At 32.3% G+C, this 20104-nt stretch carries 14 protein-coding genes; 8 read left to right on the forward strand and 6 right to left on the reverse strand.

Going from position 1 to position 20104, the window contains the following annotated elements:
* The first annotated feature begins 56 nt into the window (after window positions 1-56).
* A complete protein-coding gene (locus D9R05_RS02850; RefSeq protein WP_121665691.1) occupies window positions 57-6497 on the forward strand; it encodes an alpha-2-macroglobulin family protein in 6441 nt (2146 codons plus the stop codon).
* Between the two features lie 49 nt (window positions 6498-6546).
* On the forward strand, window positions 6547-7146 hold the full coding sequence (locus D9R05_RS02855; protein ID WP_121665692.1) for a hypothetical protein: 600 nt from the start codon (window positions 6547-6549) through the stop codon (window positions 7144-7146).
* Between the two features lie 2 nt (window positions 7147-7148).
* Here D9R05_RS02855 and D9R05_RS02860 read toward each other — a convergent pair whose 3' ends face one another.
* The 4 genes from D9R05_RS02860 to D9R05_RS15715 all read right to left on the reverse strand — a co-directional run bounded on the left by D9R05_RS02860 (window position 7149) and on the right by D9R05_RS15715 (window position 9979).
* Window positions 7149-7676, reverse strand: coding sequence for a DUF4136 domain-containing protein (locus D9R05_RS02860; protein ID WP_121665693.1), 528 nt, complete (start codon window positions 7674-7676; stop codon window positions 7149-7151).
* A 73-nt stretch (window positions 7677-7749) separates the two neighbouring features.
* Window positions 7750-8769 (reverse strand): GTPase ObgE, encoded by a 1020-nt coding sequence (gene obgE, locus D9R05_RS02865; RefSeq protein ID WP_121665694.1) that lies wholly within the window; start codon window positions 8767-8769, stop codon window positions 7750-7752.
* Window positions 8770-8870: 101 nt separating this feature from the next.
* Window positions 8871-9443 carry an adenylate kinase gene (locus D9R05_RS15710; RefSeq protein WP_121665695.1) on the reverse strand — a complete coding sequence of 191 codons (573 nt, stop codon included), beginning with the start codon at window positions 9441-9443 and terminating at the stop codon, window positions 8871-8873.
* A gap of 5 nt (window positions 9444-9448) precedes the next feature.
* Window positions 9449-9979, reverse strand: a complete 531-nt coding sequence (locus tag D9R05_RS15715) for a phosphoribosyltransferase (protein ID WP_121665696.1) — start codon at window positions 9977-9979, stop codon at window positions 9449-9451.
* A gap of 513 nt (window positions 9980-10492) precedes the next feature.
* On the opposite strand from D9R05_RS15715, the gene D9R05_RS02880 reads away from it, so the two are divergent.
* From D9R05_RS02880 to D9R05_RS02895, 4 genes are all read left to right on the forward strand, one after another.
* A complete protein-coding gene (locus D9R05_RS02880) occupies window positions 10493-11653 on the forward strand; it encodes a 5-(carboxyamino)imidazole ribonucleotide synthase (RefSeq protein WP_121665697.1) in 1161 nt (386 codons plus the stop codon).
* Between the two features lie 171 nt (window positions 11654-11824).
* Window positions 11825-12313, forward strand: coding sequence for a 5-(carboxyamino)imidazole ribonucleotide mutase (gene purE / locus D9R05_RS02885; RefSeq protein ID WP_121665698.1), 489 nt, complete (start codon window positions 11825-11827; stop codon window positions 12311-12313).
* A gap of 287 nt (window positions 12314-12600) precedes the next feature.
* Complete coding sequence (locus tag D9R05_RS02890) at window positions 12601-13677, forward strand: hypothetical protein (RefSeq protein WP_121665699.1); 1077 nt, start codon at window positions 12601-12603, stop codon at window positions 13675-13677.
* Window positions 13678-13742: 65 nt separating this feature from the next.
* Entirely contained in the window at window positions 13743-15071 is a 1329-nt protein-coding gene (locus D9R05_RS02895) for a carboxypeptidase-like regulatory domain-containing protein (RefSeq protein ID WP_121665700.1), read from the forward strand.
* Between the two features lie 2 nt (window positions 15072-15073).
* Here the strand turns inward: D9R05_RS02895 and D9R05_RS02900 are convergent, their stop codons facing one another.
* Window positions 15074-16036, reverse strand: coding sequence for a lipid A deacylase LpxR family protein (locus D9R05_RS02900; RefSeq protein ID WP_121665701.1), 963 nt, complete (start codon window positions 16034-16036; stop codon window positions 15074-15076).
* 130 nt (window positions 16037-16166) lie between these two features.
* Here D9R05_RS02900 and D9R05_RS02905 point away from each other — a divergent pair, with 130 nt between their 5' ends.
* Window positions 16167-18197, forward strand: a complete 2031-nt coding sequence (locus tag D9R05_RS02905) for a M3 family metallopeptidase (protein WP_121665702.1) — start codon at window positions 16167-16169, stop codon at window positions 18195-18197.
* 43 nt (window positions 18198-18240) lie between these two features.
* Here D9R05_RS02905 and D9R05_RS02910 read toward each other — a convergent pair whose 3' ends face one another.
* On the reverse strand, window positions 18241-18792 hold the full coding sequence (locus D9R05_RS02910) for a ferritin (protein ID WP_121665703.1): 552 nt from the start codon (window positions 18790-18792) through the stop codon (window positions 18241-18243).
* Between the two features lie 180 nt (window positions 18793-18972).
* Here D9R05_RS02910 and dnaN point away from each other — a divergent pair, with 180 nt between their 5' ends.
* A complete protein-coding gene (dnaN, locus tag D9R05_RS02915; protein ID WP_121665704.1) occupies window positions 18973-20091 on the forward strand; it encodes a DNA polymerase III subunit beta in 1119 nt (372 codons plus the stop codon).
* Window positions 20092-20104: the final 13 nt, after the last annotated feature.

Genomic DNA, 20104 nt, shown 5'->3' on the forward strand with positions numbered 1-20104 from the left:
AAGAATGATTAAGAAAGATTTAATAAAATTTTTATCTTTAAACAAAATCATTCGGCATGAAAATTCGCATTTTGGCTTGCATCTGTTGCTTGCTAACCACACAACTTATCTTTTCACAACAAAAATTTAACCAATGGTGGAATGAAGTAGAACAATTAGAAGTTAATGGAAAATCTTTTAGCGCTTATGAAAAGGCTGAAAAAATACTCGAAAAAGCTGAACGAAAGGAAAATGAACTTCAATTTATAAAGGCTTTTTTATACCAGCAAAAATTTAATCTCATATTGAAAAGCGATAGTCAACAGCTGGTTTTCAATAATTTTGAGCAGACCATTAAAGAAAAAGCATTTCCTACAAAGCAGATCTTAGCTTCTTATTTCGCAGAAAGTCTTTGGAAATACTACCAGCGGAATTACTACAAAATCAGAAGAAGAACTGAAACCAGCAACAACATTAAGGATTTTAAAACCTGGGATCAAGCAAAATTTCTATCTGAAATTCATCATTATTACGAATTATCGTTTCAACATGAAGAAAAATTGTTCGCACTTCCGTTAAGTGATTTTACCGATATTTTACAATATGGAGAAAATTATAATCGCTACCAAAGCACCTTATTAGATCTACTTGGGAAGCGATATTTAGCGTTTTTAAATTATTCGCAACACCACACAAAAAATCATTATTTTATAAAAAATGAAGCGCATTTTTTATTACCGAAAAAATTTATAAGCTATTCTTTTGCCGAAGAAGAATTAAAATCGCCGGAAGCTAAACTTCTACAGCTTTACCAGAAATTAATTAGAAATCACCTACAAAATAATGATGAATATTCAGCGGTAATGTTAAGTTTAGAACGGCTAAAATTTGTAAAAAACAATGGTGCTTTTGAAGAGAAAAAGCAACTTTATCTACAGGCTTTGAAAGAACATTTAAAGAAGTTTACCACAGCCGAAAGTCAGAATTTAATTCAATATCACATCGCGCATTTTTATTTTTCTGAAAGTGATAAAGAAAAGCATCCCGATTATTTTCAAAAAAGCTTGGCTCATCTAAACAAAATTTCGAAAAATAGCAAAAGTCCGTTTGTTTGGGAAAATGCGCTACAGCTAAAAAAAGTGATTTTAATGCCCGAATATAAACTGATTTCTGAACGTGAAATTATTCCAAATGAAGCTTCCCGCATGCTAATTTCCTTTAGAAATACAGATACATTACAACTGCAAATTTTTCGGGTTCCCAGAGAAATAAAAGAAGATTTAGGCTGGAATAAGGAATATACACAAACTGAAAAAGATTCAATTTTACGAAAGTATTTACTTCAACAAAAGTCAGTAAAAACACAAAAAAAATCCTTGCCAAAAATCACAAATCATTATAGCTATACTACCGAATTTTTTATTGAAGGGCTTCCCGTTGGGAATTACATTTTTTGCGTAACAAACCAAAAGAAGCTTTCTGAAACCAAAAATTTTGACTACGGTTTTGTACAATCTACCAACTTACAAATGGCGCGATTTGATTTTAATGATCGGCAAAAAATCTATGTTACGCACCGAAAAACAGGAAAATCTTTAGAAAATGTAATAGTAAAAAAAGGGTTTTCATATCAAAATTATACCGACAAAAATGGAATGGCTTGGATAAATGGAAAGAATGATTATTACTACGAAGACATTATTTTAATTTCTGAAAACGACACGCTAGAAAAGCAAATTCGGTTTCGCGAAAAAAGAACACGGAGTAAACCCGAAGCTGAAATTAATTCTTATTTATTTACCGATAGAAGTATTTATAGACCCGGACAAAAAGTTTACGTAAAAGGAATTTTAGCTTTTCAACACGATGAGGAAAAGAAGGTTGTAGCTAATGAAAATGTGACTATAAAATTATACGATATTAATAGAAATGCAATTGATAGTTTACAACTAAAAACAAATGAATTTGGCTCTGTTCACGGAGAATTCACCTTACCAAAAAATGGATTAACGGGTCGTTTCCGAATAGAAATTGATGAAAATTTCCAAAAAAATTCACCATATAAAAATATTGACTTTGATAACGAATATCGCTATTTTCAAGTGGAAGAATACAAGCGTCCGCGTTTTGAAGTTACTTTCAAAAAAATAGACTCTACGTATGTTTTACAAGATTCTATTCAACTTACCGGAAATGCAGAAGCTTATTTTGGCGGGAATTTAACCGATGCCGAAGTTGTTTACACCGTTACACGATCGTTAAAATATAACCGACCTTTTCAACGAAGCACATTTTATCAACCTGTTGAAGAAAAAATTATCTTAAGCGATAGTACCAAAACCGACGCTTCAGGAAATTTTAAAGTGAATTTTAAAGCGATTCCCGACCTTAAAATAGCTGAAAAATTCAAACCCATTTTCACCTATACTATTGAAGCTGATGTTACCGATGTTAATGGTGAAACGCGATCTGCTGAAATGCAAATTCGGGTAGGTTATCATACAAAAGTTGTCAATCTCGAAATTAAACCTTCGCCGGAAAATAAAAAATTATTACGTATAAAAGCAACCGATCTTAACTTGCGGAAAAAAGAAAGCCAAGGAATTTTAAAAATCTATCATTATCAAATGCCCGAACAAGCTTTTTTAAAACGCGCTTGGGATGTTCCTGAAATTCAACAAATCGATAAGGAAAAATTCTTAACGCACTTTCCGTATACGGCTTACGATTCTTTAGATATAGAAAAAAATTGGCCTAAAAAACTAATCGACAGCTTACAAATAGACACTAAAAAACAAGCTGAATTTTCGATAGATTCTTTAGTAGAAAAATCCGGTAAATATCAATTCACTTATCAAGACCAATCAGCCTTGATTGAAGAAGCTACCTTAACAAATTTTCATCAATCTGGCGAAAAGTTGCTCTTGCCAGAACAGCGCATTTTGCAAATTAGTGACAGTGTTGTAACAAAAGAAAAAACAGGAAAAATCAGGCTTACTTTTTCTACGGAATTACCACAACTGCACATTTTCTTAGAATTTAATGATAAAGAAAAAATTAGTAATCATCAACTTAAATTAAAAAAAGGAGAAAAAATCACGAAAGAATTTTTAGTTCCACTTCATAAAAAATCGGTTAGTTACCGCGTAAGTTATGGAAAAAACAATCGGTTTTATTCAGACCAAAAAAGCATTAATTTACCGCAAACCGATACAAAAGAATCGAAAATTGAATTTGAAGTCATTACTTTTCGGGATAAGCTTTCACCGGGCAAAGAAGAAACTTGGCAATTAAAAATTAAAGATCAAGACGAAAATCCTGTAGATGCCGAACTTTTAGCCAGTATGTACGATGCTTCCTTAGATCAATTTACCTCACATTCTTGGCCCGAGAAAATAACACAAGATTTTTATAGATATAATTTTTCTGAAAGTTTACTTAGACCGATACATTATAGTGACTATAACCGAAACACTTTTCAAAAAACATATAATTTTTATAATAATAATTTTAATGTCAATTTATCATCAAGTTTTACTTCATTCAAACAATTTGGATATGATTTTGAAAATTATACAGATGCTCAAAATGAACATGTTGAACTTTTAATTAAATCAAAAAACACTAAAGGTTATATTTCGGGAATCGTAAAAGATGATTCTGGTTTACCGCTCCCAGGAGTTTATGTATTAAAAAATAAAGCTGTAACTACTCAAGCTAATTTTGATGGATATTTTTCTACCAAAGTTGAAAAAGGAGATAGTCTGACTTTTAGCTATCCAGGTTTTTATAATCATTCTATACTAATAAAAAACCAAGATTATTTAAAAATTAAAATGAGAGAGAATCTGTATAGTAGCGCAGAAAACGTTATAACTTCTTACGGTTCTACTGTAAAGAGAAGAGAAACTTTATCATACGGTTACATGCAATTAAATGCCGGTGAAGAAATTGACTTTAGAAAAACAACTCAAGCAGCAACTAGTCTTGAAACAGAAAAAATAGTTCTTCGAGGTGTTGGTTCAATCAACGGAAATGCAGAACCGCTTTTTATAGTGGATGGGGTTCCTGTTTCAGAAGAAAATTTTAGAGCCTTAAACCAAAATGATTTAGCAGAAGTTCAAGTTTTAAAAGATGCTGAAGCTACTGCGCTGTATGGAAATAAAGGCGCAAACGGTGTGATTGTCATCACCACCAAAAAAGCAGCAAAAGAAGAATTAGCACAAATTGAAACAAGAACCAATTTAAACGAAACTGCATTTTTTCTTCCGCAATTACGTACTGATAAAAAAGGGGGAGTCAGTTTTACATTTACCAGTCCGGAAGCTTTAACCCGTTGGAAATTTCAAGCGTTTGCGCACAACAAAAAACTGCAAAGCGCTTCTATAAACCTCAACACGGTGACGCAAAAAACCTTAAATATTATTCCGAATTTTCCACGTTTTTTTCGTTCAAAAGACACGGTTTATATTTCAGCGAAAGTCAATAATTTAGCAGAAAAAAAATTAGACGGAATTATTCAGCTTGAATTCACTGATGAACTTAGTCAAGAGAAAGTAAAACTCGGTTTAGATGAATCACTTAAAAATTTCAGCATCGATGCAAAAGGAAACAAGCAAATTACCTGGAAGCTTTTTATTCCTGAACGATTAAACGCGGTTCGATACCGCATTGTCGCCAAAGCCGGAAATTTCTCTGATGGCGAAGAAAATGTTTTGCCGGTACTTACCAATCGATCCTTCATCACCGAAAGTTTACCAGTTTGGGTAAATCCGAAGGAAGAAAAATCGATTACTTTTGACGCTTTAAAAAATAACACTTCGTCTAGCTTATCGCATCATCGCTTGGTATTTGAATACACATCAAACCCAGCGTGGACAGTTATAAAATCGCTTCCGTATTTAATTGAATTTCCGCATGAATGTGCCGAACAAACCATGGCGCGTTTTTATGCAAACCATTTAGCACAAGTTATCGCTGAAAAAAACCCGTCGATAAAAAAGCAACTCAACACTTGGAAAAATAATAAAATTTTAGACAGCGATTTAGCCAAAAATCAAGCTTTAAAATCGGTTGATTTAAGTGAAACACCGTGGCTAAAAACTGCACAAACCCAAGAAGAACAATTACATAATTTAGCAACGCTAGTAAGCGAGGAAAACTCCAAGCAGAAAAAAGAAGAAAGCTTACAAAAATTAAAGGGAATGCAATTAAGTTCAGGCGCTTTTCCTTGGTTTAAAGGTGGAAGAGAAAATGTATTTATTTCGGTTTATATTTTAGCGACTATGGAACATTTACAAAAAATGGATTCCTCACTAAAAAATCTTGAGGAATTTCAATCGATAAAAAATAAACTAATTGAATTTGTCGATAATCATTATGAAATTTACAATGTAAATGCCAAAGAACGAAACGATCTTGATACACGTTTTCTTCATTATTTATACACAAGAAGTTTTGATGAGAATAAACCAACCCAGATTAAAAATTTAGCGGCTGGCTTGTTAGATAAATTTAATAAAAAATGGGTTACTTGGTCGTTAGAACAGAAATTACAATTCGCTTTAATTGCCTCACGTTTTCAAGAGAAAAAACTAGCCGATAAAATTCTAATCAGTTTAGAAGAAAACGCTGTGATTAATTCAGAATTTGGCATGTATTGGAAAGCTAACAAAAAATCTTGGAGCTCCTCTCCTATTGCCACGCAAGCTTTAGCGATTGAAGCTTTTGCTGAAATAAACAATGACGAAGAAAAAGTAGAAAAATTAAAAATTTGGCTTTTACGCCAAAAGAAAACGCAAGCCTGGAAATCTACTAAAGCGACAACACAAGCTATTTATGCGTTACTTACTCGCGGAAAAAATTGGCTTGCAGATACTAGTTCAAAAACAAGCATTAAGCTTGGCGAAGAACAATTCGATTTAGATAAAACAACGGGAAATGCCGGTTATTTACAAGTGAGCTATCAACCGGAAGAAATTACCCAACAAAAAGCTAATTTGGAAATTGAGAATAAAAGTGATTCTCCACAATACGGCGCTTATCATTGGCAATATTTTGAAGATACCGACAAAATAAAATCAAGCAGTCAAGCTTCACTACACATCACAAAAAAACTCTTAAAAATAGAAAAAACCAACAGTGGCGAAAAAGGAAAACCTATTGAAAAAACAAGCTTAAATGTAGGCGATTTAGTTCGCGTGCAGTTAACAATTGAAGCGAAAGAAAGTTTCAGTTTTATGCATTTAAAAGATTTACGCGCTGCCGCTTTAGAACCTGTTGATGTAATTTCTACCTACAAATGGCAAGAAGGTTTAGGCTATTACCAAAGCACAAAAGATATGGCGACACATTTTTTCTTTGATGAACTCCCAAAAGGAACTTATGTGTTTAGTTATGATTTACGTGTCAATAATTCCGGGAATTTCACCAAAGGATTTGCGGAACTTGAAAACATGTACGCGCCTGAATTTTCTGCCCGTTCTAAAAGTGGTCGTTTAGAGATTAAAAACGAATAAGAAAAAACGTTATTATTGTAATACTAATTACAACTTATTTTTTAATCAAATGAGAAAAAATGTACTAGTCATTCTAATTTTAGCCACCCTCATTTTAGGTGTTACTTCCTGTCAGCCTATATTAAAAGCAGTGACCGGAATAAGAAACCCGAAATTTGAAATGACTCAAGTAGAACGAATGGAATATTACCAGCCTCTTATAGCCGAAAATTACGAAACAAAAATTACAGCTTTTGCTAACTGGGAAGATTTACAAAAAGGATTTAATATAGCTAATGCATCAGGTTATCCTAACCTTTTTATTAAAAACCTAGAAACACAAAAGATTTATCGTCTAGATTGTTATGAAGATCTTGAAGAGAATATAGAAGAAATTAATCAACAAGATTATTCTTATGTGGAAGAAAAGCAGGAAGAAACAGAATATTTCTATAAAATAGATAGTTTATCCAGTAATTCTACTGAAGTAGTTTATCATAATTTACCAATACAACCAACCAAAGAGAAAACTTGGGATGTTATAATTTTATCAGGTACTTTTTTAGGGAAAAAATTAAGAAAACGAACGCTTCCTATCAAAAATCTAGAAAACATCAGTAGCCTAAAAATTATCGATTTAAGTATTAATATAATTTCAGAAAAAAGCTAAAATTATTCTTCAGATTCCGGAGGATAATTCTCTAAAGCTTCTTCAGCAACTTCTCTAAAAAAGTTAGTCCGCTCTTCTGGTGTCCAATTATTATAAAAACGATGTTCTACTACGGCTTGCCAAAAAAGCTCATTATCCTTAGCCTTGGCAAAATCTATGGTTATGCTTAAATATAATTTGTCGCCACCAACAGGGATTCCGCCGGAAACACCGCCACCAACTGCTCCGCTTCCGCCGCCAATACCAATGCCAATAGAACTATTGTTCGCTTTACTAAAAGCTTCAGCAAAAATATTGATCTTAAAATCTGGTGTGTTGCTTTTGGTAAATTTGCGTGCGTGTAAACTAGAATCTAAAGCTGTTTTTAATCGTTCTTCATCTAATTCATTTAAACCGGTTTCCATATCGGTGTAAAATGCGTAACTCTTAAAATTAGAAAAATCAACTTGCTGATCATAATCAAAATAAGCTTTTGGACCACCACAAGAAATCAGTAAAATCCCTAAAAATATACCTATAAATGTTTTCATTTTTGTTGCAATTTTTCTTTTAAAATTACTAAAAACAAAAGTAGCTCAAGCTATTATAACCAATTCTTAACATTTAAGATTTATCTTCCGGATCTTTATTTAAAATCTCCCAAAGTCTATCTTTCAATTCTTGAATACCTTGTTGTGCTACCGACGAAATAAATTGATAAGGAAGTCCGTTAAAATCTTTTTGAAGCTGCTCATCAAGTTCTTGCTTTAATTCTTCATCTAACATATCACTTTTAGTAATCGCTATAAATCGTTCTTTATCTAACAACTCAGGATTGTAGCGACGCAATTCATCTACTAAAATATCGTATTGCTTTTTGATATCATCTGCATCACAAGGAATTAAAAAAAGTAAGGTTGAATTTCGCTCTATATGACGTAAAAAACGATAACCTAGACCTTTACCTTCTGCGGCGCCTTCAATAATTCCCGGGATATCTGCCATCACAAAACTTCGATAATCGCGGTATTTTACAATTCCTAAATTTGGCTTTAAGGTTGTAAATTCATAATTAGCGATTTTTGGTTTTGCTGCTGTAATTACAGAAAGTAAGGTAGATTTTCCGGCATTAGGGAAACCAACTAAACCTACATCAGCAAGCACTTTTAATTCTAAGGTAATATCACGTTCTTCACTCTCAATTCCCGGTTGAGAATAACGCGGAGTTTGATTGGTAGAAGATTTAAAATGCCAATTTCCACGACCGCCCATACCACCTTTAGCGATGATTATTTCTTGATCGTGTTCGGTAATTTCATCTATAATATTTTCGGTGTCGGTATCTCGAATTACAGTGCCCAATGGCACATCTATATACACATCTTCTCCATCGGCACCGGTACTGCGTTGTTTACCGCCATCTTTACCATGTTCGGCTTTTATATGGCGCTTAAAATTGAACTCAAATAATGTCCAAAGGTTTTCATTGCCACGTACAATTACGTGTCCGCCACGACCACCATCGCCACCATCAGGACCACCTTTTTCAATAAATTTTTCGCGATGCAAATGCATAGAGCCTTTTCCGCCCTTTCCTGAAGTCACGTGTAGCTTTACGTAATCTATAAAATTACCTTCTTTCATAATTTTTGTTCTTCCCTAAAAAACCGGTTGATTTTTTAAGCGTTTTCTGACTGAATATAAAAATCCTTCAAGATTTAAAAAATCTTGAAGGATAAAATTTGTTATAGTTTATCGATTACGGCACTTAAACGTTCCGTAATTTCATCGATACTGCCTACACCATCTATCCCAAAATATTTATCCTGTTTTTTGTAATAATTTTTTAGAATAGCGGTTTCATCGTAATATACTTTAATACGATTTCTAATGACACTTTCATCGGCATCGTCTGCACGACCTGAAGTTTTTCCACGTTCTAACAAACGCTCTCCTAACACTTCATCCTCTACTTCTAAAGCAATCATTGCATTTACTGAATCGTTTTTACTTTCAAGCAAATTATCTAAGGCTTTGGCTTGCGCTTCGGTTCTAGGAAAACCATCAAAAATAATTCCTTTAGCATTAGGATTTTTTTCTACCTCAGCATTCAACATGTCAATAGTAACCGCATCGGGTACTAATTGTCCTTTATCGATATACGATTTTGCGGTTTTCCCTAATTCGGTTTCATTCTTAATATTATAGCGAAAAACATCGCCTGTAGAAATATGCACCAAGGAATATTTTTTCTTTAAAATATCTGCTTGTGTTCCTTTTCCGGCTCCCGGAGGGCCAAATAAAACTATATTTATCATAATTATTATGCTTCTTTTAATTGATATATTTCGGGTAAATTTCTTCCTAATCCATTGTAATCTAAACCAAAACCAACAATAAATTTATCGGAGATTTCTATGCCAATATAATCTATTGTATGCTTTTTTTGGTAAGCTTCAGGTTTATAAAACAAACTTGCAATTTTATAGCTTGTTACTTTTTCTGCTTGTAAAATCTTTATAATTTCTGAAATGGTATTTCCGGTATCTACAATATCTTCAACAACCACAACAGTTTTTCCTTCTAAATTTTCAACGCCAATTAATTCTTGAACATTGCCGGTAGTTTTTGTTCCGCTGTAGGATTTTAATTTAATAAATTCTACTTCGCAATCGCCTTGAAAACGCTTGGTTAATTCAGCTGTAAACAAATAAGCACCGTTTAAAACGCCTAAAAAAACCGGTTTCTTTCCTGCTAAATCTCTATTTACTTGCACCGAAACTTTTTCTATGGCTTCTTTTATTTCTGTTGAAGATAGAAAAGGCACAAATTGTAAATCTTGAAGTTGTAGCATTTTATCAAGCAATTTTTATAAGCGGCAAAGATAAGGATAATAATTACCAATCAAACATTCTACTATTGCGGAAAATCTGTTATTTCTATAAGATATTGTTATCTGGTAAAGAATCAAAACCGCTTCGCTATTAGAATCAAGAAATAAGATTTGATTGTAACTAATCTATAAACAGCAATAAAATTAAGTAGCATTACTAGCTTTATATTCTACTAAAAAGCAAGTTGACTATTCTATAGTTTGAAAGCGTTTATTACTCAATTGTAATAGTTCTTTAGAGTAATTCAAGAAATTTTACTCGTACATAATGATTTACAGACTAGAATTTCGGTTAATCTCTTAGAAAGATTTATTTTTGTTGAAATATTTGCGTTAGGGATTGAGGTATCTGTTTAAGCTCTTTTTGTTTTTGCTTTTTAATAATAAAAAGTAACAACAAAAAAGCGAGTACCGAAAGCCCGACCCGGGCCTTTAAGCGAAGGGAAACGCCCAAACTATAGAAATAAAAATTTTATGCATAATTATTTTTCTTCAGATTTTAAACTCGGTATTCTTGGCGGCGGACAATTAGGTAAAATGATGTTGTACGACACAAGAAAATATGACATACAGACTTACGTGTTAGATGCTAACCCGGAAGCGCCGTGCAAAATTGCTTGTGATGTTTTTGAACAAGGTGATTTAATGGATTTTGATGCGGTTGTAAATTTTGGTCGAAAAGTAGATGTACTCACCTTTGAAATTGAATTGGTAAATGTAGAGGCTTTAGAACAATTAGAAAGCGAAGGCAAAAAAGTTTACCCTTCGGCAGCTACTTTACGAAAAATTCAAGATAAAGGCGTGCAGAAAAAGTTTTATGCTGAAAAGGGAATTCCTACCGCTGATTTTAAAGTTTATGATGAAAAGTATGAATTAACCGAAGCTTTGGTAAGAAAAGAATTGGGTTATCCGTTTGTTTGGAAAAGTTGTACGGGAGGTTACGATGGAAAAGGCGTGAGTGTAATTCGAGAAGAAGAAGATTTAATTCCGGTTTCAGAAGGAGCTTGTTTAGCCGAGAAAATGATTCCGTTTAAAAATGAATTGGCGGTAATTGTAGCGCGTAGTGTTTCTGGCGAAGTAAAAACTTATCCAGTGGTAGAAATGGAATTTCATCCGGAAGCAAATCAAGTAGAATATGTTTTATGTCCTGCTAGAATTTCTCCGGAAGTAGCCGAAAAAGCGCGAGCGGTAGCTAAAAAAGTATCAGAAAGTTTTGAACATGTTGGTTTATTAGCGGTAGAAATGTTTCAGACCAAAGATGATGAAATTTTAGTTAATGAGGTGGCTCCGCGTCCGCATAATAGCGGTCATTACAGTATTGAAGCTAGTTTTACTAATCAGTTTGAGCAACACCTAAGAGCAATTTTAGACCTTCCGCTTGGCAACACAGAAAGTAAAGTTGGCGGCGTAATGGTTAATTTAGTTGGCGATGAAAATCACGAAGGGAAAGTGCATTACCAAAACATAGAAAAAATTATGCAGATGGGTGGCGTTACACCACATATTTACGGAAAAAAGCAAACGCGTCCATTTAGAAAAATGGGACACGTAACCATTGTAAATAAAGATTTAAATGAAGCTCGAAAAATTGCTGAAGAAGTTAAAAAAGAAATTAAAGTAATCAGTAGAGGTTAGAAGTTAGAAAGTTGAAAAATCTAAATTAAATAATCTTGTAAACTGAATTTATTTTTAACGTTGCTAAAAAAACTCTTTCTTTCTGAAAGAATATGACGAAGGCGGAAGGGTTAAAAAATAAATTTTATAAATGCTAAAGGCTAAATTGCCAAAAGCTAAAAGCTAAAAAACATGAGTAAAGTAGGTATTATTATGGGAAGCACGAGCGATCTTCCTGTTATGCAAGAAGCCATTGATATTTTAAAAGATTTTGATATAGAAGTTGAAGTAGATATTGTTTCGGCTCATAGAACTCCTGAAAAATTATTTGATTACGGAAAAAACGCTCACGAGCGCGGCTTGAAAGTGATTATTGCCGGTGCCGGTGGAGCGGCTCACTTACCAGGAATGATTGCTTCGCTTTCACCACTTCCGGTAATTGGTGTTCCTGTAAAGTCGAGAAACTCAATTGACGGTTGGGATTCTGTTTTGTCTATTTTACAAATGCCAGGTGGCGTTCCTGTTGCAACTGTTGCCTTAGATGGCGCAAAAAATGCCGGGATTTTAGCGGCACAAATTATTGGTGCTTCTGATAAATGTGTACTTGATAAAATTTTGGTTTATAAAGAAGGATTAAAACAAAAAGTAATTAAAGGTGCTGAAGAAATAAAAAAGAAATAAGATCGTTTCGCTTTTAGAAAAAAGAACCAAGACTTGATGCTAATCACTTAATAGTTAGCATTCTTGCAAAATCGTTTTAAATATTTATAATTTATCAAAAGCAAGTTTTTTTCATTTAAAAGTCTATTAAACACATAAAAATTCACTCGAACATTATTCAAATTATATACTGAAAAAATAATTTTATTTTATAGATTGTATTGAATTTTCCTCATATTTATAGTATATAAAAAATACTATTTTATGAGGTTTTTTTTGAAAAAAATTTTCACACTAAAAATACACCTATGCATTTTTTTAAAATTCAATCTTTTTTACTCTTTTTACTGATTTCATTTTCAATAAAAGCTCAAAATAATCCCAAAGAGAATTTATCGAATTCCGAAAAAAAAGCTTTAAAAGTAATAAAGATGGTTAATAAAAACTTAAACGCTAATCATAATATTTCTGAAATTAATTTTACTGTAAAACATGAAGTAGAATCTCATCCTCAAACTAATACGTTTAATATGGAACTTATCAAGGTGAAAAATAACAATCAAATAGATCTAGATAAAATAAATACCATACTTAAAAATACGGAAACAGAAATAGAAAAGTTAGATGGAAGTGATATACTAAAAACTATATATGAAGCAAATGGGAGCTACAAAAATGAAGAATTACATATTAAGCAAACCCATTGCTTTATTGAAGATAAACTTACAGCTTTAGATCTGGAAACTCTTTCTCCTTTTGAAACTATAAAGAAAGGAGTCATTACTCATTTAAATTCTTCATGTGGATTTAATATTAAATCTGGGCTTTTTAACGTTTGTGATTCCGTTTCAGTAAACGGTAAAATGAAAGATAGCGATGAAAATACCCTCCCTATAATTAAAGAAAACCTGATTAATAAAGAAAATAATTTTGAGTTTATAGAATTTCAAAACGACTATAAATATGATTTTATAACAACTCAAGAATTAAAAGGAAAGCAGGTTTATCATCTCCGTTTTAAACCGAAAAGTAAACACGCCAAATATTCAGGAGATTTGTATGTATCTTCCAAATCTTTTGCTATTATCAAGGTAAACTACCGATTAGTTCACGAAAGAAAACTAGATGAAAATATGAATATGAGGTTTTTATTTGGGATAAAAGGTGCTATTACGCAGAAGTCAACTACTGTGATTTACCAGAAAAATAAAGACGATAAATACTTCCCGAGTAGCATAAAACGTAACATTATACAATCTATGCATACCAACCGGAAATTTAAACTTGTTGAATGTAAGCCTTCTGATGGAATGAAGGTAAAAATTGATTTAACATTAGACATCACGGAAAATAAGACCGCTACACTTTTGATAACCGAAAATTAAGTCGATAACTTTTTTATATACAGAAAAAGTTGCATATTTAATAAGTCATTTCTGAATTTATTGTTATGCTAAAAAATTATACACTTCTAATATTTCTAATTTTCTCGTTTTTTCAGATTTCAGCACAAGACTTGTCAGGAACTATTTTTTCAAAAGAAAACAAAAAAAGTATTTCTTATGCTTCTATAGAAATTGGAAAAAACTATGGGGTTACAACAGATAACAACGGAAAGTTTCAAATAAATGTAAATCAATTTTCTTCCAAAGATTCTTTACAGTTTTCATCTTTAGGCTATCAAACTAAAAGAATTGCTGTGAAAGATTTTCAGCAGGACACCGTTATTTATTTAAAGAACAAAGTAAATAAGTTAGATGAAGCATTTTTAGTTGATCATAAACTTTCACCAGAGGAAATAATAAAAAGAGTAAAAGAAAATATCAACAAAAATTACATGTTGGATTCATTAAACATGAAAATCACAAAAAAATCAACTAAAAATTACAATTTCAATGAATTTGACCTTAAGCTTAAAAAAATTAATTTAATCGAGAAAGACAAAAGAGAACAGTTTAGGGCGGCTATAAAAAGTATTGTTCAAGAAATTAATGATAATGAGCATGTTTTAGAAAAAGAAAACAGTTTTTATTATAAGCAGTTACCTAATTCTAAACCTAAGTTTAAAAATATTGACAAAGACTATCATGTCACTAAACATAACCCTAGCGATGTTGCTTCTTGGTATTATGCTTTAGATAATGTTATTAAAGATTATATTGATATAAATAAGGAATACCAAACAAAATCTGGTGTTATTCCATTTGATAGAGATTATGAGTTACAGATAGACAGTACTAATGTTTATTTTCCACTTTCTTGGCCTCGTAAAAAAGTTTTAAACCCCGAAAAGCATGATTTCTTAACCAATAGTGATAACTACACGTTTACTATTGAAAGTAATGTCGAATATAAAGGAGATTGGTGCTATAAAATTAAATTTGTCCCTAGAAAATCAAAAGCTAAATTAACAGGCCAATTATACATTTCGGCTTCGGATTATGGAATATTAAAAGGAGAATATCAGTTAGCTGAAGGAAAGAAAATAAGTTCGGTAAACTTAAAATTTCCGCTGGGTGCAAAAATGCAAGAAAACATATTTTCAGGTAATTTTATTTACACTAAAAAAGCTTCAGGTAAATACACCCCAGAATTTTATTCTACTAAAACAGGAGAATACAATTACTTAAAAAGAGACTATCGTATAAAATATAAAGATGGTAACTGGTTAACACCAAGTAAAAAAGTTACAACTACATTATTAATTGATGGACAGAAAACACTAGATAATCAATACTATTTTTCACCTTTAGAGAACCAAGATTCAATTAATCAATAAGCTTAAAAACGAAAACCAACCCGCAAACCACCCCACTTTGCCTCTGATCCGGTTTTAAATTCTTTGGTAAGGTGAGTTCGGGTGTATTCTAAATAAAAACGACCTGTTTTCATTACAATTCCATAATTTACTTCACCTACTAAACGAGAAACTGCAGAGCTTTCTATTACGTAAGGACTGTCTGAAGTAAACAAACCACCTTGTAAAGTGGCGTCGTAAACAATAGCATTTACCAAAGCTTGAGTATAAAAATAAATTTGAAATTTATTCTTTTTTTTAACTGAAGTAAAAGGCGAATCAAATAAACCAATTTGCGTCTGTAATCCTAAATTAGCATTGGTAAACAAGCTTCCTATTTGTACTGAACTTGAACTATTTATCAAAAAGTTATTTTTTAAACTATATAATTTCTTTTCAAAAGAAACTTCATAATTCAGTACCAAATCATTTTCTATTTGATTGCGCCAACCAATCGGAATTGTATTTCCGGTAGCTTCATGAATATTGGTTTGCATTTCTTCACCAAAAGCGGCGGGACCGATAACTCCTAAACTAATAGAAGAAGAAAATCGAAAACTTTTTTCTGTATTAGTTTCAATTGTGAAACTTTTCAAATAAATAGCTGCTGCAAAGGGACGATCGCCAAATTGAATTTCCGGACTTCCATAATCTTCTGGTGTAAAACCAATATGTTCTAAAGCAAGTCCATATTGTTTTTTACTATCTTCAGCTAAATCAAAAAATAAGTAATTGACAGGATTTTTTGCTAAAACCGGCAATACTAATTCAAAGGCGTAGCCTTGCGTATAATTTTGATCTTGAGCCGTAAAATAATCATTATCATAATGAAGTCGAAAATAAGCATCGCTTTGTAAGCTTCTATAAGATGCGATGTTATCTATTTTTTGCGCATAAAAAACGGTTGAACACAATATCAGTATACATATAAAAACAAAAGTCTTCATACTAAATTTACGCAATAAACAGGAGTAAAGTTTTTTAGAAAACAATTTTTTGTTTTTAAGTTATTTTTAGCTTGGTAAATTCCATTAGCCAACACAAGCTTTGTAAATTTGCAAATCTTAAAACAAACTTATGAGTCAAGAAAATCCTTTATTGCAAGAATTTAATACTGCTCCTTTTTCCAAAATAAAAACAGAGCATTATAAACCTGCAATTGAAGAAGCTATAAAAATTGCACGCAAAGAGATTGAAGAAATCACCTCTACAGAAGAAAAACCCAGCTTTAGCAATACGATTGAAGCGTTAGAATATTCGGGAGAAAAATTAGGGCGTGTTGCCGGAATTTTTTTCAATATAAATTCCGCCGAAACCAATGATGAAATTCAAAAAATTGCACAAGAAGTATCGCCTTGGCTAAGCGAATTTAATAACGATTTATTGCTGAATGAAGCACTTTTTAAACGTGTAAAACATGTTTTTGATGAACGAGAAAATCTTGATCTAACCGAAGAACAAAAAACTTTACTCAATAAGCATTACAAAGCATTTAGTAGAAACGGTGCTAATTTATCGGAAGATAAAAAGAAAGAGCTTCGGAAAATAGATTTAGAACTTTCGAAACTTTCGTTGACTTTTGGTGAAAATGTCTTGGCTGAAACCAACCGTTACGAATTGCATGTCACAGATAAAAATGAACTCGACGGACTCCCGGAAAGTGAACTTGAAAACGCCGAAGAACTAGCAAAAAAGAAAGGAAAAGAAGGTTATATTTTTACGCTTCATTTCCCGAGCTATATTCCGTTTATGAAATATGTAAAAAATCGTGAACTGCGAAAAAAACTTGCTATAGCTTTTGGTGCAAAAGCTTTTCAAGATGATAAATATGACAATCAAGAAAATGTTCTAAAAATAACAAAGTTGCGTCATCAACGTTCAAATTTACTAGGTTTTAAAACCCACGCACATTTTGTTCTAGAAGAACGAATGGCAAAAAGTCCTGAAAAAGTAAATGAATTTTTAGAAGAAATGCTGGAAAAAGCAAAACCGGCTGCCGATAAGGAATTTCAGGAACTCGAAAATTTTGCTAAAGAATTAGATGGTATTGACCGACTTGAAAAATGGGACAGTGCTTATTATTCAGAAAAATTGAAACAAAAACTATTTCAATTAGACGATGAGCAATTGAAACCTTATTTTAAATTAGAAAATGTAATTCACGGCGTCTTTTTAATAGCCAAAAAACTTTATGGAATTCATTTTAAAGAAGTTGCTACAGTAGATAAATATCATGAAGAAGTAAGAACCTATGAAATATTTGATGAAAATGGTGAATATTTAGCCTTATTTTACGCAGATTTTCACCCAAGAGAAGGGAAACGAAATGGCGCTTGGATGACCATTTACAAAGAGCAAGAAGTAAAAGATGGTAAAAACGAACGACCACATATTTCTAACGTTTGCAATTTTACACGTCCAACTTCAAAAAAACCATCGCTTTTAACGTTTAACGAAGTAACCACTTTATTTCACGAATTTGGTCACGCATTACATGGAATTTTAGCAAATTCTACCTATTCAAGTTTATCTGGACCTTCAGTTTACTGGGATTTTGTAGAATTACCTAGCCAGCTATTAGAAAATTGGTGTTACGAGAAAGAAGCCTTAGAACTTTTTGCTCGTCATTACGAAACCGATGAAGTGATCCCGATGGAGTTAATAGAAAAAATAAAAAAATCGGCAAATTTTCAAGAAGGTCTGCAAACTGTGCGTCAACTAAGTTTTGGTATGCTAGATATGGCTTGGCACGCAACAGATCCTTCTTCAATTAAAAATGTTAAAGAACACGAATCAAAAGCTTTTGAAGCGACTAGGCTTTTTCCCGATGTACCAGAAAACTGTATGAGTACTTCATTTGGACACATTTTTCAAGGAGGATATTCTGCCGGGTATTATTCTTATAAATGGGCAGAAGTTTTAGACGCCGACGCTTTTGCTTATTTTAAAGAAAAGGGAATTTTTAATGAGGAAGTTGCTACAAAATTTAAAGACAATGTACTTAGTAAAGGAGGAACAGAAGATCCAATGATTTTGTATAAGCGCTTTCGCGGAAAAGAACCCAATCCTGAAGCTCTATTAAAACGAGCAGGTCTTATGACAGAATAAATAATAACCCCGAAAAAATTTTCGGGGTTTCTTTTTTTAATATTTATGGTCTTTCGGCAGAGGCATCTCTTGCTAAGTCTGCTTCATCCTCTTTTTGTGCCAATTGCGAGTCAAAAAAGTATAAGGATTCTGATGTAGCTTTTGGACCTCCGGCAATTTTTAGTTTATCTATTAAATCTAAAACTAGCGTTTCCTCTTCTATTTGCTCTTTTACAAACCATTGCCCAAAATTCCAAGTTGCCCAATCTTTTTCCTCCTGTGCTAAAGAAACAATTTCATAAATGGCATTTGTATTATCTACTTCGTGTTGAAAAATTCTCTCAAAACAATCCTGTAAATTTTTTGGATCTGAAGACGGGGCTTCAATTGCTGAAATTTTAACTCTGCCACCTCGCTCCATAATGTAAGACATTACTTTATTCATATGATCACGCTCTTCTTGAGAATGACGGAATAAAAAATTGGCGACTCCTGCAAAACCTTGGTCGTCTGCCCAAGCACCGTAAGACAAATAAATTTGAGCAGCATCAGCCTCTTTTGTGATTTGCTGATTTAATATTTTTTCTATTTTTGATGATAATCTGTTAGTTTCCATTTCTTTTTTCACTAAGGTAAAGAAAGAATAGACGAAAACATTATGCCTTCAAATATATTTAACAGATTAAAATCTTTAAATTGTTAAATTCCCTGTTAATAACATTCTGTAAAGATTTTAAGGAAACTAATTTGAATAAGATATATTTGTAATCCAATTGAATTTACCAACGTATATACCATGAAATTTATAGTATCGAGTTCATACCTTCTTAAGCAACTTCAAATTTTAGGAGGAGTTATTAATAATAACAATACGCTGCCAATTTTAGATAACTTTTTATTTGAATTGAAGCAAGATAAGTTAAAAGTTTCAGCGTCTGATTTAGAAACCACTATGAGTGCAGAATTAGATGTAGAATCTGATTCTGAAGGAAGTATTGCAGTTCCTGCAAAATTATTGTTAGACACCTTAAAAACTTTTCCTGAACAACCCTTAACTTTTGTTGTTGAAGAAAACAACACGATAGAATTAAGTTCTAGTTACGGTAAATATGCTTTAGCATATGCCGATGGTGAAGAATTCCCCAACGCGGTTTCTTTAGACGAACCTAATAGCACAACAGTAAGTGCAGATGTTTTAGCAACGGCCATTAGCAAAACTATTTTCGCTTCAGGAAATGACGATTTAAGACCTGTTATGAGTGGCGTATTCTTTCAATTTTCTTCTGAAGGATTAACCTTTGTAGCTACTGATGCTCATAAACTGGTAAAATATTCTAGAGAAGATATTAGCACCGCCAATACTTCAGAATTTATTATGCCTAAAAAACCACTTAATCTTTTAAAGGGTATTTTGTCTGGTAGCGATAGTGATGTGCTTATAGAATATAACGAATCTAATGCGAAATTTACATTTGATGACACACAATTGGTTTGCCGCTTAATCGATGGGAAATATCCTAACTACGAAGCAGTAATTCCAAAAGAAAACCCTAATGTTCTTACAATTGACAGAACACAATTTTTAAATTCTGTAAAAAGGGTTTCTATATTTTCTAATAAAACAACTCATCAAGTTAAGTTGAAAATTGCCGGAGCCGAATTAAATATTTCTGCCGAAGATGTAGATTACAGTAATAAAGCCGAAGAACGTTTAACTTGTGATTATCAAGGAGATGATTTACAAATTGGTTTTAACTCTCGTTTTTTAACTGAAATGTTGAATAATTTAAACGCAACAAATGTTCAATTAGAAATGAGTTTACCAAACCGTGCGGGAATTTTAACTCCAAAAGATGGACTTGATGAAGGCGAAAAAGTTACCATGCTCGTAATGCCGGTTATGCTAAACGGATAGATAAAAACAGATA

Source organism: Mesonia aquimarina (assembly GCF_003667275.1).
GTDB lineage: Bacteria > Bacteroidota > Bacteroidia > Flavobacteriales > Flavobacteriaceae > Mesonia > Mesonia aquimarina.